This window comes from Pseudomonas fluorescens, from assembly GCF_001623525.1.
Taxonomy (GTDB): Bacteria; Pseudomonadota; Gammaproteobacteria; order Pseudomonadales; family Pseudomonadaceae; genus Aquipseudomonas; species Aquipseudomonas fluorescens_Q.
This window is the reverse complement of the sequence record NZ_CP015225.1, coordinates 6,274,786-6,300,303: the sequence shown is the minus strand read 5'-3', so window position 1 is coordinate 6,300,303 and position 25,518 is coordinate 6,274,786. Positions and strand designations below refer to the sequence as shown.

The window sequence follows — 25,518 nt, the reverse complement described above, 5'->3', positions numbered from 1 at the left end:
TCCTGCCGACCCATTGCACGATCCTGCGCGTCGGTATCATAAAATTTGCTATCGATCCGGTCGAAACCCAGGAAGTTGAAACAAAAGGTTTCAAGCAAGTTTCCACAGCATTGCAGCGTCATGGCCCTTTGCGCCGTGCAGGATCAGGCAAGCTTTCAACAGGATGTTGCTACCGCTGCGCCTTGCACAAACATAAGCTTTTGTTCATCGCTCCCTATCGCTTGAGGATCCCGGCATGTCGCCACTCGACCACGCCCACGTCCCACTGGACACGTATCTGGAACAACAGCGCGCCGAACTGGCATCGATCATCGACCGCAACACCAGCGAAGACGGAAGCTACGCCACGGCCATCGGCTCACTGAATCTGTCACGGCACAGCCAGCCGCATAAGTTCGCCCCGGTGTTGGCGCAACCGGCGCTGTGCATCATGGCCCAGGGCAGCAAACAGGTGCGCCTGGCGGATGAGTTGTTCAACTACGACCCACTCCATTACCTGGTGGTCTCGGTCTCGATGCCGCTGAGTGGTTGCATTGCCGACGTTTCGCCCGAGCAACCCATCCTGGCCCTGCGCCTGGACATCGACCCCGCGGAAATCACCGCGTTGATCGCCGACGCCGGCCCCCTGGGCGTACCGACCCGCCCCGCCGGGCGCGGGCTGTATGTCGAACGCCTGGACACGCCAATGCTCGACGCCGTACTGCGCCTGGCGCGGTTGCTCGATACGCCGAAAGACATCGCCATGCTCGCGCCGCTGGTGCGCCGGGAAATCCTCTATCGTCTGCTGCGCAGTCCCCAGGGTTATCGGCTGTACGAAATCGCTATCGCCAACAGTCAGAGCCATCGCATCAGCCAGGCGATCAAATGGCTCAACGGCCATTTCGAACAGCCGTTGCGCATCGATGACCTGGCCCGGGAAGTGAACCTCAGCGTCTCGACCCTGCACCACCGCTTCAAGGCCATGACCGCCATGAGCCCGCTGCAATACCAGAAGCAACTGCGCTTGCAGGAAGCCCGGCGCCTGATGCTGGCCGAAGGGCTGGAAGCTTCGGCGGCGGGCTATCGGGTGGGCTATGAAAGCCCTTCGCAGTTCAGCCGCGAGTACAGCCGGTTGTTCGGCGCGCCGCCGTTGCGGGACTTGGCGCGGTTGCGGATGACGGTTTGATCTGGGTTTGCATTGCCTTTTGAAATCAGGCAGCGAGCACCCGACATGCCTGCGCCGGTATGGTCACCGACACCGCATGCCCAATCCCCAGATCCATGCCCTGGCACGGCGTACTCAGTGCCGTGAACGAGATTCCAGAACACTCCACCGTGGTCTCGATCGTCGCACCAATGTCGCGCACGAACGTGACCTTGCCCAGCAACCGGTTGCCCACCGTGGCCTGGGGCGCGGACAGTTGCAGGTCTTCGGGGCGCACCAGCAGCTTGATGTTTTCGCCGACCTTGAGGCTATCGCTGGCCGGCACCTCCAGCGCATCGCCACCCGGCAGCTCCACTCGCCCGTTGCCCAGGGTGGTCGCCGGAAAAATGTTGCCTGAGCCGATGAAGTCGGCGACGAACTCATTGGCCGGGTGCCGGTAGATCTCGATCGGCGTACCGACCTGTTGCACCCGATGTTCGCCCAGCACCACGACGATGTCGGCCATGGTCATAGCTTCGCGTTGATCGTGGGTCACGAGGATCGTGGTGATGTTCAGCCGCTGTTGCAGTTGGCGGATTTCCACTTGCATCGACTCGCGCAGCTTGGCGTCCAGGGCCGACAGCGGTTCGTCCAGCAAGAGGATCTTCGGCCGGGCGGCGATGGCCCGGGCAATCGCCACGCGCTGGCGTTGGCCACCGGACAGTTTCGCCACGGGCCGGTCGATCATCGCCTGGAGCTGGATCAGTTCCAGCAGCTCCACCACCCGCGCTTGTTGCTCGGCCTTGCCCACACCCCGAAGCTTCAGCGGATAGGCGATGTTCTCGCCGACGGTCATGTGGGGGAACAGCGCCAGCGATTGAAACACCATGCCGAAGTTGCGCAGGTGCGCCGGGGTATGGCCGATGTCTTGCCCATCCAGGCGGATTTCCCCGCCGCTGAGGCTTTCCAGGCCGGCGATCATGCGCAACAACGTGGTCTTGCCACAGCCTGAAGGCCCGAGGAAACACACCAGTTTTCCTTCTGGCAAATGCAGGTTCACGTCCTTCACCGCGCAGGCCGAGCCGTAATGTTTCTCGACGTTTTCCAGTATCAGTCCAGTCATGTCTTCACCTTGAAATCAAAAGGAAACGCCGCCCTCGCCCACCAGCTTCTCCAACGCCCAGATCAGCACGAAGTCGATCAGCACGATGAGCACGGCAAACGAGAAAACGGTGGGGTCCAACGACGACACGGTGCGGCTGTACATCCAGATCGGCACGGTCATGACATCGATGGTGTAGAGGAAATAGGTCACGGTGAATTCGTTGAACGAGACAATGAACGCCAGCAGCATCCCGGCGAGAATCCCCGACTTCATCAATGGCACCACCACATCGACGATGGCCCGCCGTGGCGTCGCCCCGAGCATTCGCGCGGCTTCTTCGACTTCGCTGCCGATGCCAAGCATGGCGGCGGTGCAGTTCTTCACCACGAACGGCAAGGCGAGGATCACGTGGGCAATGACCAGCCGCGAGGTGGTCATCTGGAACGGCAGGCTGTCGAACACCAACAGCAGCGCCAACCCCAGCACCACCATGGGAAACACCAGCGGCAGCGACATCAGTTGCAACGCCACGGCCTTGCCCCGGAATTCGCAACGGGTCAGCGCGTAGGCCGCCGGCACGGCGATCAGCGTGGCGAAAATCATGGTCAGGCAGGCCACCAACAGGCTGGTGCCCATGGCCTGGCCCAGGCTCAGCACATCGCTGGCATCCGGCGACACGAAGGTGTGCCAGGCCGCCCGATACCATTGCAGGCTGTAGCTGCTCGGCGGAAAGTCCAGGTTCGCGGCGCCGCTGAAGGACATGACGATCATGGTCAGGATCGGCAGCACCGCCAGCAACAGGATGAAACCCGACAGCAGCCCCACTGCGCGCCCGGTTTCACCGGGCAACAGCGACTGGCGTTTTTTGCTCAACGCGGTCATTGAGAAGCCTCCAGCATCCGCCGACGACGGCCGGTGAAGTATTCGGACAGGGTCATGATCATCAATGTGGTGACAATCAGCACCACCCCGGCGGCGGACGCGGCGGGCCAGTTCATCAACGGGGCAATCTGATCGTGGACCATCACCGCCAGCATCGGCACCCGCCGACCGCCCAACAGCAGCGGCACGACAAAGCTGCTGGCGTTGTAGGCAAACACCAGCGTCGCGCCGGTGATGATGCCCGGCAGGCTCATGGGCAGCACCACTTGGCGAAAGACCTGGAAGCGGCTGGCGCCGAGGGTCGCGGCGGCCTCTTCATAGCTGCGGGCGACACCACGCATGGCGCTGGCGATGGGCAGCACGGCCAGCGGGAAGGCCGTCTGGACCAGGCCCATCAACACACCATTCTGGTTGTACAGCAGCATGATCGGCCGCTTGATCAGACCCAGGCCCATGAGTGCCTGATTGAGCATGCCGGCAGGGCCGAGGATCACCAGCCAGCCATAGCTTTGCAGCAGCAGGTTGACCAACAGCGGCAACAGCACCGCCGCCAGGAACACCCGCCGCAACAACGGCGAGGCCAGGCGCGACATGGTGTAGGCCACGGGGATCGCCAGCAGCACAGCAATCACCGCGCTGATCAATGCAAGGCGCAAGGTCAGCAGCAGGGACTTGAGGTAATAAGGCTCCAGCAACTGCTCGTAGCTGGCGAGGCTGAACCCACTCCACTCCGCGCCCTTGGTGCCGACGCTCATGCGCAGCACCAGCAGGCTGGCGGCGATCAGCACGCCGAGAAACAGCATGGACGGCGACAGGAACAGCCAGGCTCGGCCGGTGGGTGAAATACCCCGGGGTGGTCGCATGGGCGCAACACGTTGGGGATGGGTTAACGGTTGGGGTTCCATGGCAAAATCTCGTCAGAGGAAAACGACAGAGCAAACACAATTTCAAACCCGCTCAACGCCCTGTGGGAGCGAGCCTGCTCGCTCCCACACTGGATTTCGAATGCTCACAAGACCGGGATCAGGAAGAAAAGATTTCCGTGTACCGGCGAATCCACTGGTCATGCACCGTCGCCAGGAAGGCGTTGTCATGCATGATCGCTTTGTCGGCGATTTGCTCCGGGGTGAGGATGTAGGGGCTCTTGCGCGCTTCGCTGGAAATGATGGCCTTGGCGTTGACCGGGCCGTTGAAGATGTCTTCGGCCATCTTGCCCTGCACCAGCGGGTCGAGGGAGTGGTCGATGAAGGCGTAGGCCAGGTCAGTGTCGCCCGGGCGGTTTTTTGGCATGACCGAGAGCATCAGGTCGGTGTAGAAACCTTCCTTCATGCCGAACGTCGCCCCCAGGCTGTAGGCCGGGTCGCGGATCTGCTTGGGAAAGAACGCCGGCGCGTACAAGCCGCCCATGTCCAGGGAACCAGTGCGGAACAGCTCGGCGATCTGGTTCGGGTTTTCCCCCAGGGTCACCACCCGATCCTTGAGTTCGGCGAGTTTCTTGAAGCCGGGCTCGATGTTGTGTTCATCACCACCGGCCAGCTTGGCGGCGATGATGATCAGGTCCATGGCCTCGGTCCAGTTTGGCGGCGGCAGGAAAATGTTCGGCGCCAGCTCCGCGTCCCACAGCGCAGCGTAACTGTCCGGTGCCTGCTGCAAGGTACGGGTGCTGTAGACCAGGCTGTTGCACCACAGCAGGTAACCGATGCCATGGCCGCCAGCGCCGGTGCGGTATTGCGCCGGCACGTCAGCCAGGTTGGGAATGCGGTTGAGGTCAGGCTTTTCCAGCAGCCCGGCGACGGCCAGGCCCTCGGCGCCGACGCCTGCCAGGGTGATAATGTCGTACTGCGGCCGGTCGCCACCGGCCTTGAGCTTGGCCACCATCTCCGAGGTACTGCCGGTGCGGTCGGCAATGACCTTGGCCCCGGTCTTGGCCTCGAAGGTGGCGGCGATGTTGCGCAGCGCCGCCAGCCCGGTGTCATCGGACCAGGTCAGCAGGCGCAGGGTCTTGCCGACGAACCGCGTGTCACTGGCCCGCGCACTGATGAACGGCATGCTCATGGCCGCCGCTGCAACCGAAACCACACTTGCAGTCTTGATGAATTGACGTCTGTTCAGATCATGCTCGCCCATGAGGACTCCCTTTATTCTTTTAAGTATGAGGTGGGTAAAAACCGTTGTGCCCGCACCGTTCGGCGTCGACGAAAGCCCCGTATTGCCTGGGCTTTGCCGCCGCCTGCGGCCATCCTGAGGTTGTGCAAAATCCCTGACTATCGAAAAAAACTCATTGGAGCCATGTCCTTGGCGCATGCCTTTTTTCGAGGCATGCATGACCTGAAAACGTGCCGTCAGATCGCCCGGACCACATGCTTGATTTCCTGGAACGCGGCCAATCCCCAAGGTCCCAACTCGCGGCCCAGGCTGCTCTGCTTGTACCCTCCCCACGCCGCCTGGGGAAAAATCACCTGGGGCGCGTTGATCCACACCAGCCCAGCCTGCAACGCGTCGGCCACCTGCCCGGCGGCTTCGGCATCGCGGCTGACCACGCTGGCCACCAGACCGAAACGGCTGTCGTTGGCCAGGGCGATGGCCTGCGCCTGGCTGCTGAAACGGCGTACACACACCACTGGCCCGAAGATCTCTTCGCACCACAGCGCACTGTCGAGGGGCACGTCAGTGAAGATTGTCGGCTGTAGAAAAAAGCCGCGCGGCAGGTGCGCCGGTCGCTGGCCGCCGCACACCAGGGTCGCTCCGGCGCTCAGGCCTCGGTCGATGTGCCCCAGTACTCGCTGGTATTGCGCCTGGTTGACCAGTGTCCCCATCTCCACGTCCGGATCGAACGGATCGGCCACGCGGATCGCTTCGGCACGGGCCTTGAGCCGGCGCAGGAATTCATCGGCCAGCTCGTCGGCCACCAGCACGCGGCTGGTGGCCGAACACATCTGTCCGGCATTGAAGAAAGCGCCGCCACAGGCCAGCTCCACCGCCAGGTCCAGGTCGGCATCCGCCAGTACCAACAGGGACGATTTACCGCCCAGCTCCAGGCTCACGCCCTTCACCGTTTCCGCCGCCCGTTGCATCACTTGCACGCCCACCGCGTTGCTGCCGGTGAAGGAGATCTTCGCCACGCGCGGGTCCGCCGCCAGCGGCGCGCCCACTGCCAGGCCGGTGCCGCAGACCAGGTTGAACACCCCGTGGGGCAAGCCGGATTCGGCGATGATCGACGCCAGCGCAAGCTCCGGCAACGGTGTGACCTCCGAGGGCTTGAGCACCACGCAGCAGCCGGCAGCCAATGCCGGGGCGAGTTTCCAGGCCGTGGTGACCATCGGGAAATTCCACGGCACGATCAAGCCGACCACGCCGCACGGTTCGCGGCGCAGGCGTGCGCTGAAATCAGCACTGGGCAATGCCAGCGGACTGTCTTGCCGAGCGTCCAGGCCTTCGGCCAACTCGGCGTAATACTCGAAGGTGGCGACCACATCGTCGACATCGATGGCCGCTTCGAACAACGGCTTGCCGTTGTTGCTCGATTGCAATTGCATCAACCGCTCGCGGCCTGCCTGCACGCCAGCGGCAATCCGGCGCAGGATCGCGCCACGCTCGGTGCCGGTGGTGGTCGACCAGTGCGTGAACGCCTGGGTCGCGGCGTTCAACGCCTGATCGACGGCGCGTTCACCACCGCCATGAACGGTGGTCAGCAGCGCTTCGGTCGCCGGGTTGATCACCCGCAGCGGTTGATCGCCGGCCAACCACTCACCGTTGATGTACAGCCCGTCTTGCGTCGTAGGGACATTCATTTCGACACCTGCGCCATCCAGGTTGCCTGGTCGATTTCGATCAGCGTCGGACCCTGCCGGTCGCAAGCGGCGAGCAACGCGGCGTGCAGTTGCGCCACGCCGTCGATGGCTTGCGCAGCGCAGCCCAAAGCCCTAGCGACACCGATGAAATCCGGGGTGTAGATGTCCACGCCCACCGGCTCGATGGCGCGGTTGACCATGTATTTCTTGATCTCTTCGTAGCCCTGGTTATTCCACAGCAGCACGATCACCGGCGTGCGCGCCTCCACCGCGCTGGCCAGTTCCGGCAGGGTGAACTGCAACCCGCCATCGCCGATCAAACACACCACCGCCGGGCGACCATGGCCCCGGTCCTTGCCACCAAGCCAGGCGCCAATGGCCGCCGGCAAGGCGTAGCCGAGGGTGCCGTAGCCGGTGGATGAATTGAACCAGCGGCGTGGCTGCTCCGGGTTGAAGGTCAGGTTGCCGGTGTACACCGGTTGGGTCGAATCGCCGACGAACACCGCCTCCGGCAGCGCTTGCAAGACGGTGTCGAGAAACAAGGTCTGGGCGCGGGTCGCGGCGTCCCAACTGCCTTGAAGCTCTGCGCGCAACCGGGCGGCACGCGTCGTGCCCCAATCGTCACGGCGCTCGGCCAAGGGGTGCTGGCTCAACGCATCGAGCACGGCCCGGGTGGCGACGCGAGCGTCGGCCACCAGCGCCAGGTACGGCGGGTAGTTGCGCACGGTCTGGTCCGGGTCGATGTCGATGCGCAGCAACGCACCGGGAATCTCGAAGCCGCCGGCGAAGGTGATGTCGTAGTCGGTCTCGGCCAGCTCGGTGCCGATGGCCAGCACCACATCCGCTTCGGCCACCAACGCGCGGGTGGCGACCAGGCTCTGCGTGGAGCCGATCAGCAACGGATGCCGGGACGGTAACAGGCCCTTGGCATTGATGGTCAACGCCACGGGTGCGCCGAGACGTTCGGCCAGTTCAGTCAATTCGGCCGCCGCGTCGATGGCACCGCCGCCGGCCAGGATCAACGGCCGTTGAGCCGATGCCAGCTTTGCAGCCATTTGCGCCACGGCACTCGGCGCAGCACCGGCGCGGTTGATGTTCACCGGCACACTGGCGAGCAAGGCATCGGCGTCTTCGACCAGCACATCCAACGGAATTTCAATGTGCACTGGCCGCGGGCGCCCAGCCTGGAACACGGCGAACGCCCGGGCCAGCACACCGGGCAATTCAGCGGCGGACATCAGCGTGTGGGAAAACGCCGCGACACCGCCCACCAATGCAGCCTGGTTCGGCAGTTCATGCAACTTGCCGCGCCCGCCGCCCAACTGGTTGCGCGATTGCACGCTGGAGATCACCAGCATCGGGATCGAATCGGCGTAGGCCTGGCCCATGGCGGTGGTGATGTTGGTCATGCCGGGGCCGGTGATGATGAAACACACGCCGGGCTTGCCGCTGACCCGAGCGTAACCGTCGGCCATGAAACCTGCGCCCTGTTCATGACGCGGGGTCACATGGCGGATGTTGGAACGGGCCAGCCCGCGGTACAACTCGACGGTGTGCACGCCAGGAATGCCGAACACCTGCTCCACGCCATACGCGTGGAGTAACTTGACCAATACTTCGCCGCACGTCGCCATTGCCATTGCCTTTTCTTGTCGTGTAAAGGGCCTCGCACGGCATGCGGCGGGACCCTTTTTCTGTCTTGGGAATGGCGTTATTGGAACGGTCCGACCATAGCGGCAACAATGGATAAAAAGTCATACTAGCCATGTCCTCACGTCATGGCTTGGATCCGAAATGAAACGACTTCCCCCGCTGCCGGCGCTGCACACATTTCTGATCACGGCCCAATGCTGCAATTTCACCCGGGCCGCCGAACAACTGCACATCACCCAAGGCGCGGTGAGCCGGCAGATCGCCGGGCTGGAAGATCATCTGGGTTATGCACTGTTCCAGCGCCAGGCACGCGGCCTGACCCTGACTGCCGAAGGCCAGGCGTGGCTACCCCGGGTGCAGCAGGTGTTCAGCCTGATCGGCGAAGCGGTTGAGCAGGTCGGCGAAAAACGCCAGACCCTGCAACTCAAGGCCCCGACCTGCGTGATGCGCTGGCTGCTGCCGCGCCTGTTGCAATGGCAGAAGGAACGACCGGACGTGCCGGTGGAACTGACCACCACGGTCAGGCACGGCGTGGATTTCCAGCGCGAAGCCTTCGACGCCGCGGTGGTCTATGGCCCAGCACCCGACGCCTCGCTGGCGTGCGTACATCTGTTCGATGAACAACTGACGCCCGTCTGCTCCCGCCCGGTCCTGGAAGGGCCGGTGCCGCTGCATGAACCCGCCGACCTGCAACAACACGTGCTGCTGCACCCCACCCGTGACGAGCGCGACTGGAACGCCTGGCTGAAGGCAGCCGATGTGCACTTGAGCAATGTCAGCAAGGGCCAACATTTCGAAACCCTGGACCTGGCGATGTCCATGGCCTCCCAAGGCACGGGCGTGGCAATTGGCGACTGGTCGCTGATCGGCGATGACTTGAGCGCCGGCCGACTGGTGATGCCGTTTGAACTGAAGGTCAAGACCGGGCTGGGTTATCACTTGGTGCATCCGCACAAACCCGAGGCATCGGGGCCGTTGCAGGCCTTGATGGGGTGGTTGGTGGAGCAGGCCAAGGCGCGGTAAGCGTCAGCCACCCAGATCATTCAAGGATGAATGGGACCGTGGCGATGGAGCTTGCTCCCGCTGGGTTGCGCAGCGACCCCTGGGGTCTGCCTGGGGCACTGCGGCGGCAGGTAGATGATGGGACTGCTGCGCAGCCCAGCGGGAGCAAGCTCCCTCGCCACATGATCACACCAGGCTCAAGAGATCAGTACGGGCTTGTCAGAGCAGATTAGGCGCCTGCACCGGCTCGATCTGCGCCCAGTGCGATGTGTCTTCGCGATGCTGCTGCAGATACGGCAGCACGGCACCCAGCAACGGCGCCTTGAATGCCTCCTGGAAACGATGGGCCAGGCCCGGGATCAGCTTCAACTGGCTGCCCTGGATGTGCGCCGCCAAGTGCACGCCGTGCATCACCGGCAGCAACGGGTCGGCGGTGCCGTGGACAACCAGGGTCGGCACGCGCAGTTGATCGAGCAGCGTCACCCGGCTTGGCTCGGCCATGATCGCCATGATCTGACGCTTTACGCCCTCGGGGTTGAAGGCCCGGTCATAGGCCACTGCGGCCTGATGCAGCAGCGCCTCGCGGTCGTCGACCACCATCGGGCTGCCGAGGGCGGCCAGCAGATCGGCCTGCTGTTCCAGGGCCATTTCGCGATTCGGCGCACCGCGCCGCGACAGCAACTGCACCAACGTGGCGCTAGGGGCGGGCAAGCCTTCGGCACCGGAACTGGTCATGATCAGGGTCAGGCTTTCGACCCGCTGCGGCGCCATGGCGGCCATGTGCTGGGCGATCATACCGCCCATGCTCACGCCCAATACGTGGAAGCTTTGCACCTGCAAGGCATCCATCAACCCCAGCCCATCATCAGCCATGTCGGTCAAGGTATAAGGCGCGGCCACGGGCAAGCCGAGTTTGTAGCGCAGGGCTTCAAAGGTCAGGTTGGCGCTGCCGGGCGCCTGACGCCAGGTGGACAGGCCGACGTCGCGGTTGTCGTAGCGAATCACCCGGAAACCTTGCTCGCACAGGGCGACCACCACTTCGTCCGGCCAATGGATCAACTGCCCACCCAGGCCCATCACCAGCAACAGCGCCGGATCCGAGGCACGGCCAACGCTCTGGTAGGCCAGGCTCACCTGAGCCAGATCGACCCGTTGGGTCGCAACATTGATGTCACACCGAGAAGCCGCCATCGACGGCAGGCCGAAAAACAACGCGGCCAGGAAAATGAATACACGCATGAAGAAACACCGAAACGCAGAACCCCAGTAGAGCGCGAGTCTGATGAAGTTTGTTCAAGCGCGCTGCCACAGTTGCGTGACAGTTTGATGAAGATTGCCGAGTGGTGATCTGAAGCCATGTGGGCACCTGTTTGGACCGGGGACATGGTGGACACCCTGTGGCGAGGGAGCTTGCTCCCGCTGGGTTGCGCAGCAACCCCCGGGGCTCTGCCTGGGGCACTGCGGCGACAGATAGATGTTGGGGCTGCTGCGCAGCCCAGCGGGAGCAAGCTCCCTCGCCACAAAAAATGTCGGAAACAGGGTGCTCGTCCACAACACCCGAGGCCTCAGGCCAACTGACTACGCAACTGCCGCGCCGCCGCCACCATGTTCACCAACGCCGCTTCCGTTTCCGGCCAGCCCCGGGTTTTCAACCCACAGTCGGGGTTGATCCACAGCCGCTCGGCGGCGATCCGTTTTACCGCCTTGCTCATCAGCGCAACCATCTCGGCCGTGTCCGGCACCCGTGGCGAGTGGATGTCGTAGACGCCCGGGCCGATGTCGTTCGGGTAGTCGAACGCCTCGAAAGCCTCCAGCAATTCCATGTCCGAACGCGAGGTCTCGATGGTGATGACATCGGCGTCCATGTCGGCGATGGCCTTGATCACATCGTTGAATTCGCTGTAGCACATGTGGGTATGGATCTGGGTTTCATCAGCCACCCCCGACGCGCACAAACGGAACGCGTCAACCGCCCAGTCCAGGTATTCCTGCCATTGCCCGCGACGCAGCGGCAACCCTTCGCGGAACGCCGCCTCGTCGATCTGCACAATCTTGATCCCGGCCTTTTCCAGGTCCAGCACTTCGTCCCGCAGGGCCAGGGCCAGTTGTCGGGCCTGGACCTGGCGCGACACGTCTTCGCGGGGGAACGACCACATCAGCATGGTCACGGGGCCGGTGAGCATGCCTTTCATGACCTTGTCGGTCAGGCTTTGCGCGTAGCGGATCCAGTCGACGGTCATGGCGCTCGGCCGACTGATGTCGCCATAGATGATCGCCGGTTTCACGCAGCGCGAACCGTAGCTCTGCACCCAACCGAAACGGGTGAAGACGTAGCCGTCCAGGTGCTCGGCGAAGTATTCCACCATGTCGTTGCGCTCGGCTTCACCGTGCACCAGCACGTCCAGGCCCAGGCGTTCCTGGATCTGCACGGCATGGCGGATCTCGGTGTGCATGGCGTCCTGATAGTCATTGGCCGACAGCTTGCCTTGCTTGTAGGCCTGACGGGCCAGGCGAATCGCCGGGGTCTGCGGGAAGGAGCCGATGGTGGTGGTGGGAAAGGCCGGCAGTTTCAGACGGGCGCGCTGGCGTTCGATGCGCTTGGCAAACGGCGAGCGCCGCTGACTGTCCTGTGGCCCGATTGCCGCCAGGCGCGCCTGGACCGCGGGTTTGTGAATGCGCGCCGAACGGGCGCGACTGGCCTGCACCTCGCGGCTGTCGGCCAAGGCCTGTTGCACAGCGGGCGCGTGTGGATCGTTCAGGGCATCGCGCAGCACCGCGACTTCACCACACTTCTGCACGGCAAACGCCAGCCAGCTCTTGAGTTCCGGATCGAGGCGGTCTTCACGCTCCAGGTCCACCGGACTGTGCAACAGCGAGCATGAGGTGCTGACCCAGAGGTTGTCGCCAAAGCGCTCCTGGGCCGGTTGCAGCTGCGCCAGCGCCTGTTCCAGTTCACAGCGCCAGACGTTGCGGCCATTGACCAGGCCCACCGACAGAATCTTGTAGGTCGGCAGGCGGTCCAGCACCTGGCCCAGTTGTTCCGGGGCGCGTACCGCGTCGATGTGCAAGCCATCCACCGGCAGGCTGACCGCCAGGCCGAGATTGTCTTGCAGGCCACTGAAATAGGTGGCCACGAGTTTTTTCAGCGGCGAGTACTGGAGGATGTGATAAGCCCGTTCGAAAGCGCTCTTCCAGGCTTGAGGCAGGTCGAGGGTGAGGATCGGTTCGTCGATCTGCACCCACTCCACGCCCTGGGCCTTGAGGCGGTTGAGGATCTCCCCGTAGACCGGCAGCAGGCGCTCCAGCAGGCCGAGCTTGTCGAACGCCTCGCCCTTGGCCTTGCCCAGCCACAAGTAGGTCAACGGGCCGATGATCACCGGTTTGACCTGATGGCCCAAGGCATGGGCCTCGTCCACTTCATCGAACAACTGTTCCCAGCTCAGGGCGAAGGTCTGGTCAGCGGAAAACTCCGGGACCAGGTAGTGGTAGTTGGTGTCGAACCACTTGGTCAACTCCTGGGCGTATTGCGCCTGGCCGTGGTCGGCCCCGCAGCAACTGGCCGTGGCGCCACGGGCCATGGCGAACAGGGTGTCGAGGGTCGGTCGGCCCTGGGCATTCAAGGTGCTGTGGAAACGCGGTGGCACGACGCCCAGGGTCAGGGAGTGGCTGAGCACTTGGTCGTACCAGGCAAAGTCGCCGACGGGTAGCAGGTCGATGCCGGCGTCTTTCTGCAATTGCCAGTGCCGGGCCCGCAGTTCGCGACCCACCGCCTGCAACGCGGCCGGGGCCAGGTCACCTTTCCAATAGGCTTCGAGGGCTTTTTTCAGTTCGCGGTCGGCGCCGATGCGAGGGAAACCGAGAGTGTGGGCCAGGGCCATGGTGTGCGTCCTCCTGTAAAAGATGGCGCCATTGTCGACAGCTGACCCTACATGAGACAAACTCAACCTTTTCGTGTTGATCACAAGTTTTACTCATGGAGCAACTCCGGTGCTTGAACTCCGTCACCTCAAGACCCTGCACGCCCTGCGCGAAGCCGACAGCCTGGTCGAAGCCGCCGAACGCCTGCACCTGACCCAGTCCGCCCTCTCCCACCAGTTCAAGGAACTGGAAGAGCGCCTGGGCATGCCGTTGTTCGTGCGCAAGACCAAGCCGGTACGGTTCACCAGCGCCGGCCTGCGCCTGTTGCAACTGGCCGATGCCGCCCTGCCCTTGCTGCGTGGCGCCGAACGGGACATCGCCCGCCTGGCTGGCGGCACCGCCGGACGGCTGCACATGGCCATCGAGTGCCATAGCTGCTTCCAGTGGTTGATGCCGACCATCGACCAATTCCGCGATGCCTGGCCGGAAGTCGAGCTGGACCTGGCCTCGGGCTTCGCTTTCGCGCCGTTGCCAGCCCTGGCCCGGGGCGACCTCGACCTGGTGGTGACTTCCGACCCGCTGGAGCTGGCCGGCATCACCTACGTGCCATTGTTCACCTACGAAGCGATGCTCGCCGTGGCCAACCAGCATCGACTGGCGGGCAAGCCCTACATCGTGCCCGAGGACCTGATCAGCGAAACCCTGATCACCTACCCGGTGGAGCGCGACCGGCTAGACATCTTCACCCGTTTCCTGGAACCGGCCGACATCGAACCGGCCCAGGTGCGCACCTCTGAACTGACGGTGATGATGATGCAACTGGTGGCCAGCGGTCGCGGCGTCTGCGGCATGCCGCACTGGGCCCTGCATGAATACAGCTCGCGGGGTTACGTGAAGGCCAAGCGGCTGGGGGAGAAAGGCTTGTTTGCCACGCTCTACGCGGCGGTGCGCACCGACATGCTCGACGCGCCGTACATGCGCGACTTTTTGCTGACGGCCAAGGACACGTCGTTTTCCACGTTGGACGGGGTCAGTGCCGTGCGCTGACTGCTTTTTGTGGCGAGGGAGCTTGCTCCCGCTGGGCTGCGCAGCAGCCCCTCTCAAGCTCACTCAATCAACCTGATCCACCGTGTCGCCGGGTTTTAGGGCCGCTGCGCGCCCCAGCGGGAGCAAGCTCCCTCGCCACGGGAATTGGGCTCGGCGCGGGTTAAGGGAGTGCCTCGAATCAGTGTCAGTTTCAAGAGCCAATCGGTTGGTCGACCGGGATGCTTTTGAGCTTTTGAGCTTTTGAGCTTTTGAGCTTTTGAGCTTTTGAGCTTTTGGGCTTTTGGGCTTTTGGGCTTTTGGGCTTTTGTGGCGAGGGAGCTTGCTCCCGCTGGGCTGCGCAGCAGCCCCTCTCAAGCTCACTCAATCAACCTGATCCACCGCGTCGCCGGGCTCTAGGGCCGCTGCGCGCCCCAGCGGGAGCAAGCTCCCTCGCCACAAAAAAGCTCAACAGTCATGGCCGATTGGTTTACAGCTCGAGCCACATGTGGATTTTGTCGAGGAACTCATCCTCCACGCGGATCGCCATCGGTTCGAGGCCGTACAGGACGAAGCCGCAGCGCTGGTAGAGCTTGAGCGCCGGGCCGTTGCCGGCGGTGACGGTCAGTTGCACCAGGCGCAGGAAGGGATGACGCCGGGCTTCGGCGAGGGCGGCTTGGACCAGTTGGTAGCCGAGCCCACGATGGCGATGTTCATCGGCGACGTACATGCCGAACAGCAGCGCCTTGTGCCGGGCTTTTTCCCGGGGCTCCAGGGCCAGGCCGACGATGCCGACCAACTCTTGCTCGACAAACGCCCCCAGCAGTACATCGAGCCGGCTGCCCAGGCGTGACTCCCACCAGTTGATAGGCAACTTGGCCCGCTCGGTGACGCTGGAGGTGAAGGCCTGGGGATGCAGTGCGTATGCCTGGAGCATCAGTTGGCGATACGCCTGGGCATCGCCGGCCCTCAGCCGTCGGATGCTCACGCCGAACGCCGTTGCTCAAACATCAGGCGCAACGCCAGCGCACCGAGGACAAACCCCATGAAGTAGCGCTGCGCCGCCAGCCAGGTCGGGTTGTGGACGAACCATGAGGCAATGCCGGCAGCGAACAGGGCAATCAGCAGGTTGACGCTGAAACTGACGCTGATCTGGGTCAGGCCCAGGATAATGCTCTGGGTGAACAGCGAACCGTGTTCCGGGCTGATGAACTGCGGGAACACCGACAGGTAGAACACCGCGATCTTGGGGTTCAGGGCGCTGGTGAAAAAACCCATGGTGATCAACTTGCGCGTCGAGTCCGCTGGCAACTGCTGGGCCTCGAAGGGCGAACGCGCGCCCGGCTTGACCGCCTGCCAGGCCAGCCACAACAGGTACAGCGCACCGGCCCATTTCAATACTTCATAGGCCATGGGCACCGCCAGGAACACTGCCGTCAATCCGGCGGCCGCGGCGAACATGTGCACGAAGAACCCCGCCACCACCCCCAGCAGGGAGGTGACGCCAGCCTTGCGGCCCTGGCAGATCGAACGGGAGATCAAGTAGATCATGTTCGGGCCGGGCGTCAGTACCATCAGCAACGCGGCAGCGGCGAAAATCAACAGGTCCGGCAATGGAATCATGGGCATCAGTCCTTGAGGCGTGAATCAGCAGGTAGCTAGAAGTGTCGTTCGATAAAACGGCAGGATCACCTCGCCTGTCAACGGTGCCAGCAAAAGATTGCTGGCGCCGGCCGGGTCGATCCAGCACACCTCTTCAATTTCGGCTGCCGGCGAAACCGGGGCATCGATGCTCAGCAAAAATACCTCGGCCTGCACGATAAACCCCGGCTCGTTGGCCGCCGGAGCGCTGAACACGCCCAGGTAACGAGCCTGTGCCGGGTCGATCTGTAACCCAAGCTCCTCTTCCAGCTCCCGGGCCAGCGCCTGCATCGGCTGTTCATGGGCCTCGATCTTGCCGCCCGGCTGCATGAAGGCCCGGGTGCCGCGCTTGCGCACCAGCAGGGTTCGCCCGTCCGGCCCGAGCAACAGGGCGGCGGCGATGCGGATGAGGGAAGTGGTCATGATGAGTCAAAGCCTTGGGCAGAAAAATGCCAGGGAGATTACAGACCACGGTGGCAGGGAGCAAAGCCGGATTCCTGTTTCAGAATCCGCACATTCCCCTATGGAAGGCATAAAAGTAGATGCCCCGTGGCGAGGGAGCTTGCTCCCGCTTGAGTGCGAAGCACTCACAAAAATGGGCCTGCTGCGCAGTCCAGCGGGAGCAAGCTCCCTCGCCACAATGAATCTGACAAACCTCAAGCGAACAACAGCTCAGGAGCCTGCCAGAGCCCGATCACCCCAAAATCGGCTTCGGCGCCGAAGGGTCGGCCTGCTCTTCGGGGATCTTGACGAACACGCTGTACCGGGCCCCTTCCATCGCTTCGAAGGCGATGAGCTTTTCCACCAGCGGCCCGCTCAGGACCTTGCCGGCGTTGAGCAGCAGCATGCCGTTGTCAGCGTTGAGGTTGCGGGCCAGGATCATGCCGGGCGTCAGTTCGCGGGTGGTCTTGACCTCTACCGTCGGGTCGGACAGGGTCACGTCTTCCAGGTACTCGCCACAGGCCTTGATGAAATCCTCGACCATGTCCGGGTCGTACAGTTTGCCGGCGTACTTGCGGATGTAGACCAGCGCTTCGTCGCTGTTCATCTGCCGCTCCAGGATCAACCCGCGCTGCAGCTCGATGAAGTCCACCGCCAGTTTCAACAGCCGCGAACCGAACGGAATGGCCTCGCCCCTGAGGTGCTCGGGGAAACCACTGCCGTCCCAACGCTCCTGGTGATGGCGAATGATCCGCGCCGCATCCTTCATCGGGTCCAGGGTCATCAGCAGCGATTCGCTCTGCTTCGGATAGGCCCGATAGAGCTCAAGTTCGTTGTGGTGCAGCAAGTCGGCGGGCGTGACCATCATGTTGTCGGTCCAGCTCAGCTTGCCGATGTTGTAGAGCGCCGCGGCCATGGTCAGGTCGCGGTCGGTGGACTCATCGAGGAAATGCAGCCGGCTATAGACCCTGATCAACTCGATGATCTGCCGGTTGGTCTGCTTGGCCTTGGGCAGGCGCAGGTTGGCGATCAGCGAAAACACTTCGGTGCTGGTCACATAACTGCGCTTGAGCTCGTCATAGGCCAAATCGAGCATGTCGGCGGTCTGCTGCAGCTCGGAGGTGCGCGACGCCACGCGTTTTTCCAGGGTGGCGTTAAGGGTCTTGAGTTGCTGGTTCTGCTCGCGGTTCAGCGCTTCGAGGCGCTGGCGCTCGCTTTCGGAATGCTGGTGGGACAGGGCCTGGCGCAAGGCCTGCACCAGTTCCTCATCGTTCCAGGGTTTGCTGAGGTAGCGATAGAGCTGCCCCTCGTTGATGGCCTTGGTCATCATGTCCACATCGGCATATCCGGTGAGCAGGATGCGCAAGGTCGATGGGTACAGCTTGCGGATCTCGGCCAGCAGCGTGGCGCCATCCATGTTCGGCATGCGTGCATCGGTCATCACCAGGTCGACCGGCCGCTCCTTGAGAATTTCCAGGGCCTTGGCGCCACTGTCGGCCAGCAGGATCTCGTACGGCTGGCTGCGTAATAGCCGACGCAGGCTATTGAGGATCGACTCTTCGTCATCGACCAACAGCACCGATGGCTTCCTTACCGGAACATCCGGCGATTGATCTTCCATTTGAAACCCCCTCCTATTCACGACAACCGTTCTACCTTACCCCCGAAATACAGGCTAGTAGATTGCGAACATTTAGACACATTTGCCATCACTGACCGAGCGTATCCCGATGAGACGACTATGCTGTATCCCATGAAGGGCCATGTACAGGCCGAATACTCATGCCAGCGAAAGGGATATCAGATGTTTCCAGGGTTCTATAGTCAGCATCAAAACGGTGCACGGCCATGAGCCTGCCGTTGGATAAAACTAATCGGCGAATCCTGATCGTCGACGACACGCCGACTATCCATGAGGATTTTCGCAAGATCCTCAGCCCCCAGGCGAACGCCAGTGACAGCCTGAGCAGCGCCGAAGAGGCCTTGTTCGGCTCGCCCGTGGCGGTTTCTGGTACGAGTTTCGTGCTCGATTCGGCATTCCAGGGCATGGAAGCCCTGAACAAGGTCGAAACGGCGCTGGCCCAGGGGCAACCCTTCGCCATGGCGTTCATCGACATGCGCATGCCGCCGGGCTGGGACGGCCTGGAAACCATCGAGCGGCTGTGGCGCGCCGACCCCAAGCTGCAAGTGGCCCTGTGCACCGCTTACTCGGACTATTCCTGGGAAGACATTGCCGATCGCCTTGAACTGGGCGACCGCCTGCTCATCCTGAAAAAACCCTTCGACGCCATCGAGATCCGCCAGATGGCCAGTACCTTGACCGTCAAATGGCAAATGACCGAAGACGCGGCGCTGAAAATGGACATGCTCGAGCGCGCAGTCGAGGAACGCACCCGCGAACTGGCCGACGCCAACATCATCGTGCAGAACAGCCCGACCATTCTCTATCGCCTGCGGGGCGAGCCGCCGTTCGCATTGATGTACATCTCCCACAACATCACCAAGTTCGGCCATTCCGCAGCGCAACTGACCAACTCGCCGGACTGGGCGCAAACCCTGATCCACCCCGATGACCAGGAGAAAGTCCATGAGGCCATGGTCCGCGTTCTGGACCGCGACACCGCAGGGGCGTCCATCGAGTTCCGCATGCGCACCGGCGACGACACGTACCGCTGGGTAGAGAACCGCTACATCCCGGTGCGCAACGAGCAAGGCCTGTTGCTGGAAATAGAAGGCATCATCCTCGACATTACCGAGCGCAAGCTGGCCGAAGAGAAAATCGCCCTGCTGGCCCGCACCGACGGCCTGACCGGGCTGGCCAACCGCGCCACCATGATCGAGCGCCTGCACCAGGCCTTCGCCGCCGCTCGTCGGGGTGCGGCGCCGTTTGCGATGTTCTACCTGGACCTGGACCACTTCAAACGGATCAACGACACCCTGGGTCACCCCATCGGCGACCTGCTATTGCAGGAAGTCGCCACACGGATCAAGGCCTGCACCCGGGAAAACGACGTGGTGGCGCGCCTGGGCGGCGACGAGTTCGCCCTCCTGCAACTGGACGTCCATGAAGCGACCCATTGCGCCGCGCTGGCGGGCAAGATCCGCGATGCGCTGGTGGCACCGTACTCCCTGGACGGCAACGACGTGCGGATCTCGGTGAGCATCGGCATCGCCCTGTACACCCCGCAGAGCCTGAGTGCCGACAGCCTGATGGCGCAGTCCGACATGGCCCTGTACCGCTCCAAGGAAAAGGGCCGCAACCAGTACCATTTCCATAACGAGGAAATTAACCAGGAAGTCACCGACCGGGTCGCCCTGGCCAACGATCTGCGCCAAGCCATCGAAAACCAGGAACTGCACCTGCACTACCTGCCGGAAGTCGACCTCGGCTCCGGCAAGATCCTCGGCATGGGCGTGCAAGTGCGCTGGAACCATCCCCAACGTGGCTGGCTGGAGCCGGCGGTCTTCATGCCTGCCGCCGAGAAAACCGGGATCATCATTGGCCTCGGGCATTGGGTGCTGGACCAGGCTTGCCAACAAATGCGCCAGTGGCGCGACCAGGGCATGGCGCCCCCCGTAATCGCCATCGACCTGTCCCTGACCCAGCTCAAGACCGGTCCGGAACTAATCTACGACGTGCTGCGCACCACCGCACGCTGGGAACTGGCGCCCTGGGACCTGCGCTTCGACGTCACCGAAGCCACCCTGGCCCAGACCAAGTGGACCCACAACGACGTGCTGCCGCGCCTCTGCGAGTTGGGCGTGCAGATCGCCATCGATGACTTCGGCACCGAGTACTCTTCGTTCGATTACCTCAAGACCTACCGGGTCAATCACCTCAAGCTCGCCCAGCGTTTCCTCGACAGCGCCAACGCCGATCCCGAGAATGCCACGACGTTGCGGGCGATCATCAACTTCGCCCGGGACGTGGGCATCGGGATCATTGCCGAGGGCGTCGAAACCCAGGAGCAACGCACCACGCTGATGTCCAGCGGCGGCGCGATGCAGGCCCAGGGGCATTACTTCAGCACCGTGGTCGACAGCGGCCAGGCCGCCGAACTGCTCAAGGCCGGCACCATCGTTCCGGCGACAGACCACTGGACCCGACCAGCGAGCGAGCTATCGGAGAGCAATCCATGAACCCGATGTCGGTACCTGCCAACCGGCGAATCCTGGTGGTGGACGACACACCGGCGATCCACCAGGACTTTCGCAAGATCCTCAGCCCCAGCGCCGGCAGCGATGACTCACTGGACGACACCGAGAGCCTGCTGTTCGGCACCCCACAGGTCAGCCGGCTGCAATTTCAGATCGACTCGGCCTACCAGGGCGAAGAGGCGCTGGAACTGGTCAAGCGCGCCCAGGCCGAAGGCCAGCCCTATGCGCTGGTGTTCGCTGACATGCGCATGCCACCGGGCTGGGACGGCCTGCAAACCATCGAGCGGCTGTGGGAAGCCGACCCGCGCCTGCAAATCGCCCTGTGCACGGCGTTCTCGGATTACTCCTGGGAAACCATGTCCGAACGGATCGAGTTCGACGATCAGTTACTGATCCTCAAGAAACCCTTCGACACCCTGGAAATCCGCCAGATGGCCAGCGCCATGACTTGGAAGTGGCAGCTGGCCCAGGATGCGGCGAGGAAAATGCGCAGCCTGGAGCGCACGATCGAAGAACGCGTCCAGGAATTGCTCAAGGTATCCCACCTGCTGCAATACGACGTGCTCACCGAGTTGCCCAACAGCATGTTGCTCGGCGATCGCCTGACCCAGGCCATGGCCCAGTGCCGCCGGCACGACCGGCAACTGGCGGTGATGTTCATTGGCCTGGACCGCTTCAAGCGCATCAATAACGCGCTGGGCCATCCCGTGGGCGATGAAATGCTCAAGCGAGTGGCCCGGGCACTGGCGACCGTGGTGCGTGAATCCGATTCGGTGTTTCGCTACGGTTCCGATGAGTTCGTGGTGGTGCTGGGAGACATCGTCGACCCGCAGCAGACCAAAGGCGTGGCCGACAAACTGCTGGCGGCCATCAGTTCCCCGCAACCCATCGACGGCCATGACCTGACCGTCACCGCGAGCCTGGGCATCAGCGTGTACCCCTCCGACGGTTTCGACGCCGTGGCGCTGATCAAGAAAGCCGAGACAGCGATGCGCAACGTCAAGGAGACCGGCCCCAACGACTACCGGTTTTTCACCGAAGACATGAACCGCCGGGCACGGCAGCAACAGACCATCGAATCGGGCCTGCGCCTGGGCCTGCAACGCAAGGAGTTCGTGCTGCATTACCAACCCAAGCTCGACCTCAAGAGCGGCAAGGTGGTCGGTGTCGAGGCGCTGGTGCGCTGGAACAGGCCGGATCATGGCCTGGTCTATCCGTCGGATTTCATTCCGGTGGCCGAGGACAGCGGCCTGATCGTTCCGCTGAGCCAATGGGTGCTTCAGGAAGCCTGCCAGCAGGCGTGTCGCTGGCAAGCCCAGGGCATGCGCCCGCTGTACCTGTCGGTGAACGTCTCGGCCATCGATTTTCGCCAGCGCGGCTTCGTCGAAGGTATCGCCCGCACCCTCAAGGAAACCGGCCTGGCTCCGACACAGTTGGAACTGGAGATCACCGAAAGTGTACTGATGCAGAACGTCGATACCACGGTAGCCATCCTCAAGGCCATCAAGCAGCTAGGCATTCGCCTGGCCATCGACGACTTCGGCACCGGCTATTCGAGCCTGAGCTACCTGCAGAAATTTCCGGTGGATGTGTTGAAGATCGACCAGTCGTTCGTCGGTGACCTGAGCATCGACAGCAACGACGCCAAGCTGGTGAGCACCATCATCAGCCTGGGCAAGAGCCTGAACCTGCACATCATTGCCGAAGGTGTGGAAACCCTCGAACAGTTGGAATTTCTCAAGAAGCACCATTGCGAGGAGGTCCAGGGTTATTACTTCAGCAAGGCCGTCGAACCGCAGGCCTTCGCCGACTGGATGACCGAGTGGGAAAAACGCCAGAACCCGTTTTCGTGAACACCTGAGTGTTATCAACCAAAGTTTCAAGGAAAGCATCCCATGGCGTTACATGGACTGATTCTGGCTCTCGGCCTGCTCGTGGGATCAAGCGTGACCGCTCACGCCGAGCCACTGGACGAACCCCTCAAACCCCTGCCAGCGGCTCCGGCCCTGGACCCCAAGCGCGTCCAACTGGGGTTGCGGCTGTTCAATGACCCGCGGCTGTCGGTCAACAACACCCTGTCCTGTGCCAGTTGCCATCGCCTGGACAAGGGCGGTGCCGACGACAAGCCGTTCTCCCTGGGCTTCGACGGCAAGCCGGTGGAGGTCAATACGCCGACCGTGTTCAATGCCGGCCTGAACTTCCACCAGTTCTGGGATGGTCGTGTCGACACGTTGGAAGAACAGGTCCACGCAGTCGTGACCAGCCCGGCGGAAATGGGCAGCACCTGGGAATCGGTCGTCAAGCGCATCGCCGATGACCCCGGTTATGCCAAGGACTTCAAGGACGCGTATCCCGACGGCGTGACCAAGCCCAATATCCAGGGCGCACTGGCGGATTACGAGCGCACCTTGCAGACACCCAATTCGCGCTTCGACCAATACCTGCTGGGCAATACCGACATCCTCACGCCCCGGGAAAAGTTCGGTTACCAGCGCTTCAAGGAGTACGGCTGCATCGCCTGCCACCAAGGCGTGAACATCGGCGGCAACATGTTCCAGAAGTTCGGGGTCATGGGCGACTACATCAAGGATCGGGGCAACCCTACCCGAGCCGACGAGGGACGCTTCAACATCACCGGCGATGAAGCCGACCGCCAGGTCTTCAAGGTGCCCAGCCTGCGCAATGTGGCCGTCACCGCCCCGTATTTCCATGACGCGTCGGCACCGACCCTGGAACGCGCGGTGGAGGTCATGTTCAAGTACCAACTGGGGCGTGAGCCCCTCAAGAACGATACGACCCTGATCGTCGAGTTCCTCAAGACGCTGACCGGTGAATCGGAGGGCAAGCCCCTATGACCACTCTCCGTCGCCTCGGCCTTGCGTTCATCGGTCTGTTGCTGGCATCGGTCCTGCTGTTCATGTACATCAATTCAGGGGCCCAGCAGGCCGCCTCGTACATTGAGTCCCGGGACCTGATTCGCCTGCTCAAGCAGCAAGACGCCATCTGGGACAACGAGGTGCTCAAGTCGCGGATCGCCCTGACCCACGACTACGATCCCCTGGTCACGCCCCTGCATGAAATGGCGCGCCTGTGGCAGCGTCTCGACGCCATCGAATCGGAGCCCGGACGCCACAAGCCGTCACTCTGGGAAGCCCAGCGCGACGAGTACCTCAAGGCGGTCAAGGAAAAGACCCGGTTGGTGGAACAGTTCAAATCCCACAACGCAGTGCTGCGCAACTCCATGGCCTTCCTGCCCGCCGCCGAGGACGACATCCAGGCCCAGTTCGCCCGGCTGCCCGACACGGAGCGGCTGCAACTGCAAAACGTCGCCATCGACACCTACGACCTGTTGCTCAGCAGCATGGAGTTCGCCCAGTTGAGCACCAGCGAGGTAGCCGCCGAGGTGCTGCTGGGCCTGAACCGGCTGGACATCAACAAGGAGCGCATGCCCCAGGGGCTCCAAGGCCCCGTTGACATCCTGAGCAGGCACATCGCGCTGATCCTGCGCGAACAACCGCGGGTCAATGAGCTGTTAGCGGCCATCGAAGCGATCCCCGTGTCCGGACACCTGGACACCATTACTCACCTGTTGGAGAAAGACCAGAGCAAAGCCGCGGCCAAGTACGAACGTAACCACGTCTACCTGCTGGTGTTCGCCACGCTCCTGGTCTTGATACTGATCTGGCTGGCGATCCGGCTGGTACGCAGCTTCGCCGAGATCAAAAGGGTCAACAACGCGCTGCAAAGCGCCAACGATGAACTGGAACAGCGGGTTGAAGAGCGGACGCGCCAGCTCAAGGACACCCAGAGCGAATTGATGGACACCGCCCGCCAGGCCGGCATGGCGGAAATCGCCACCAACGTGTTGCACAACGTCGGCAACGTCCTCAACAGCGTGAACATCTCCGCCGACCTGGTCAGCCGCAAACTGCGCAGTAGCAAGGCCCAGGGGCTGGGCAAGGCGATGCAACTGATCAACGAACACGCCGATGACCTCGGCCACTTTCTCACCGAAGACGCCAAAGGCAAGCTGCTGCCCGGTTACCTCAACCAACTGGTCGAGGCCATCGCGCTCGAGCAACAGGGCCTGACCGACGAACTGGCCCAGTTGAGCAAGAGCGTGGACCACATCAAGGACATCGTTTCCACCCAGCAATCCTATGCCGGCGCCAACAGCCTGCTGGAACCCTTGGTGGTCAGCGAACTGCTCGAAGATGCCTTGCGCATGAATTCGGGCGCCCTGACCCGTCACCATGTTACGGTGATCAAGGAATACGGCGATGTGCCGCGGATCATGGGTGACAAACACCGCTTGCTGTTGATCCTGATCAACCTGATCAGCAATGCCAAATACGCCATGGCGGGGGTTTCCAATCATGCGCGAAACATGACCCTGAAGGCTGCCGTCGTCGATGGCCAGACCCTGCAAATCAGCGTCAAGGACGAAGGCGAAGGTATTCCGGAGGAAAACATGACGCGCATCTTCGCCCACGGTTTTACCACGCGTAAGGAAGGCCACGGCTTTGGCCTGCACAGTTGCGCATTGGCGGCCATTGAAATGGAAGGCCGCCTCACCGCCCACAGTGAGGGGCCAGGCAGGGGGGCGACGTTCCAACTGCAACTGCCCCTGAAACTTGCAGAAGGTGAGCCATGAATAGCATGAGTAACCGCCGCATCCTGTTGATCGACGATACACCCGCCATTCATGAAGATTTCCGCAAGATCCTCACCCCGGAGGATGACAGCAACGCTGACTTGCTGGACATGGAAAGCGCGCTGTTCGGCGAAGCACCCAAACCTGCTGCCACCGTGTTCGAACTCGACTCGGCCTATGGCGGGAT

19 protein-coding genes are annotated in these 25,518 nt (G+C 62.6%); 7 read left to right on the top strand and 12 right to left on the bottom strand.

Annotated features, from left to right (window positions below; all coding sequences use genetic code 11):
- Positions 1–235: 235 nt before the first annotated feature.
- Positions 236–1,165 carry an AraC family transcriptional regulator gene (locus tag TK06_RS27335; protein ID WP_063324576.1) on the top strand — a complete coding sequence of 310 codons (930 nt, stop codon included), beginning with the start codon at positions 236–238 and terminating at the stop codon, positions 1,163–1,165.
- 25 nt (positions 1,166–1,190) lie between these two features.
- Here the strand turns inward: TK06_RS27335 and TK06_RS27330 are convergent, their stop codons facing one another.
- The 6 genes from TK06_RS27330 to TK06_RS27305 form a co-directional block, all read right to left on the bottom strand.
- Positions 1,191–2,246, bottom strand: a complete 1,056-nt coding sequence (locus tag TK06_RS27330) for an ABC transporter ATP-binding protein (protein ID WP_063324575.1) — start codon at positions 2,244–2,246, stop codon at positions 1,191–1,193.
- Positions 2,247–2,261: 15 nt separating this feature from the next.
- Positions 2,262–3,110 (bottom strand): ABC transporter permease, encoded by an 849-nt coding sequence (locus tag TK06_RS27325; protein ID WP_003205149.1) that lies wholly within the window; start codon positions 3,108–3,110, stop codon positions 2,262–2,264.
- Complete coding sequence (locus TK06_RS27320) at positions 3,107–4,015, bottom strand: ABC transporter permease (RefSeq protein ID WP_063324574.1); 909 nt, start codon at positions 4,013–4,015, stop codon at positions 3,107–3,109. The genes TK06_RS27325 and TK06_RS27320 overlap by 4 nt, the downstream gene beginning before the upstream one ends.
- A gap of 118 nt (positions 4,016–4,133) precedes the next feature.
- A complete protein-coding gene (locus tag TK06_RS27315) occupies positions 4,134–5,237 on the bottom strand; it encodes an extracellular solute-binding protein (RefSeq protein ID WP_063324573.1) in 1,104 nt (367 codons plus the stop codon).
- Between the two features lie 215 nt (positions 5,238–5,452).
- Positions 5,453–6,901 carry an aldehyde dehydrogenase family protein gene (locus TK06_RS27310; RefSeq protein WP_063324572.1) on the bottom strand — a complete coding sequence of 483 codons (1,449 nt, stop codon included), beginning with the start codon at positions 6,899–6,901 and terminating at the stop codon, positions 5,453–5,455.
- Complete coding sequence (locus TK06_RS27305) at positions 6,898–8,535, bottom strand: 5-guanidino-2-oxopentanoate decarboxylase (RefSeq protein ID WP_063325232.1); 1,638 nt, start codon at positions 8,533–8,535, stop codon at positions 6,898–6,900. Before TK06_RS27305 ends, TK06_RS27310 begins: the two co-directional genes overlap by 4 nt.
- Positions 8,536–8,695: 160 nt before the next feature.
- Here TK06_RS27305 and TK06_RS27300 point away from each other — a divergent pair, with 160 nt between their 5' ends.
- The gene (locus TK06_RS27300) at positions 8,696–9,577 is read left to right on the top strand and encodes a LysR substrate-binding domain-containing protein (protein WP_063324571.1); all 882 of its coding nucleotides are present in this window, start codon (positions 8,696–8,698) and stop codon (positions 9,575–9,577) included.
- 198 nt (positions 9,578–9,775) lie between these two features.
- On the opposite strand, the gene TK06_RS27295 is transcribed toward TK06_RS27300, so the two are convergent.
- Both TK06_RS27295 and metE read right to left on the bottom strand, forming a co-directional pair.
- Complete coding sequence (locus TK06_RS27295) at positions 9,776–10,795, bottom strand: alpha/beta fold hydrolase (RefSeq protein WP_063324570.1); 1,020 nt, start codon at positions 10,793–10,795, stop codon at positions 9,776–9,778.
- Positions 10,796–11,121: 326 nt separating this feature from the next.
- Positions 11,122–13,434 carry a 5-methyltetrahydropteroyltriglutamate--homocysteine S-methyltransferase gene (gene metE / locus TK06_RS27290; protein ID WP_063324569.1) on the bottom strand — a complete coding sequence of 771 codons (2,313 nt, stop codon included), beginning with the start codon at positions 13,432–13,434 and terminating at the stop codon, positions 11,122–11,124.
- 109 nt (positions 13,435–13,543) lie between these two features.
- On the opposite strand from metE, the gene metR reads away from it, so the two are divergent.
- Positions 13,544–14,461: a transcriptional regulator MetR gene (gene metR, locus TK06_RS27285; protein ID WP_063324568.1), complete on the top strand. Its 918-nt coding sequence runs from the start codon at positions 13,544–13,546 to the stop codon at positions 14,459–14,461.
- 466 nt (positions 14,462–14,927) lie between these two features.
- Here metR and TK06_RS27280 read toward each other — a convergent pair whose 3' ends face one another.
- From TK06_RS27280 to TK06_RS27265, 4 genes are all read right to left on the bottom strand, one after another.
- The gene (locus TK06_RS27280; RefSeq protein ID WP_063324567.1) at positions 14,928–15,425 is read right to left on the bottom strand and encodes a GNAT family N-acetyltransferase; all 498 of its coding nucleotides are present in this window, start codon (positions 15,423–15,425) and stop codon (positions 14,928–14,930) included.
- Positions 15,422–16,060: a LysE family translocator gene (locus TK06_RS27275; RefSeq protein ID WP_063324566.1), complete on the bottom strand. Its 639-nt coding sequence runs from the start codon at positions 16,058–16,060 to the stop codon at positions 15,422–15,424. The genes TK06_RS27280 and TK06_RS27275 overlap by 4 nt, the downstream gene beginning before the upstream one ends.
- Positions 16,061–16,084: 24 nt before the next feature.
- A complete protein-coding gene (locus TK06_RS27270; protein WP_063324565.1) occupies positions 16,085–16,501 on the bottom strand; it encodes an NUDIX hydrolase in 417 nt (138 codons plus the stop codon).
- Between the two features lie 271 nt (positions 16,502–16,772).
- The gene (locus TK06_RS27265) at positions 16,773–18,140 is read right to left on the bottom strand and encodes an HD domain-containing phosphohydrolase (RefSeq protein ID WP_063324564.1); all 1,368 of its coding nucleotides are present in this window, start codon (positions 18,138–18,140) and stop codon (positions 16,773–16,775) included.
- Between the two features lie 227 nt (positions 18,141–18,367).
- Between TK06_RS27265 and TK06_RS27260 the strand changes: the two genes are divergently transcribed.
- From TK06_RS27260 to TK06_RS27245, 4 genes are read left to right on the top strand one after another with little or no spacing between them, the layout of a single operon-like run.
- Positions 18,368–20,659 carry a GGDEF/EAL domain-containing response regulator gene (locus TK06_RS27260; RefSeq protein WP_063324563.1) on the top strand — a complete coding sequence of 764 codons (2,292 nt, stop codon included), beginning with the start codon at positions 18,368–18,370 and terminating at the stop codon, positions 20,657–20,659.
- On the top strand, positions 20,656–22,530 hold the full coding sequence (locus TK06_RS27255; RefSeq protein WP_063324562.1) for a putative bifunctional diguanylate cyclase/phosphodiesterase: 1,875 nt from the start codon (positions 20,656–20,658) through the stop codon (positions 22,528–22,530). The genes TK06_RS27260 and TK06_RS27255 overlap by 4 nt, the downstream gene beginning before the upstream one ends.
- Positions 22,531–22,572: 42 nt before the next feature.
- Positions 22,573–23,532, top strand: coding sequence for a cytochrome-c peroxidase (locus TK06_RS27250; RefSeq protein ID WP_063324561.1), 960 nt, complete (start codon positions 22,573–22,575; stop codon positions 23,530–23,532).
- Positions 23,529–25,331 (top strand): DAHL domain-containing protein, encoded by a 1,803-nt coding sequence (locus TK06_RS27245; protein ID WP_063324560.1) that lies wholly within the window; start codon positions 23,529–23,531, stop codon positions 25,329–25,331. Before TK06_RS27250 ends, TK06_RS27245 begins: the two co-directional genes overlap by 4 nt.
- Positions 25,332–25,518: the final 187 nt, after the last annotated feature.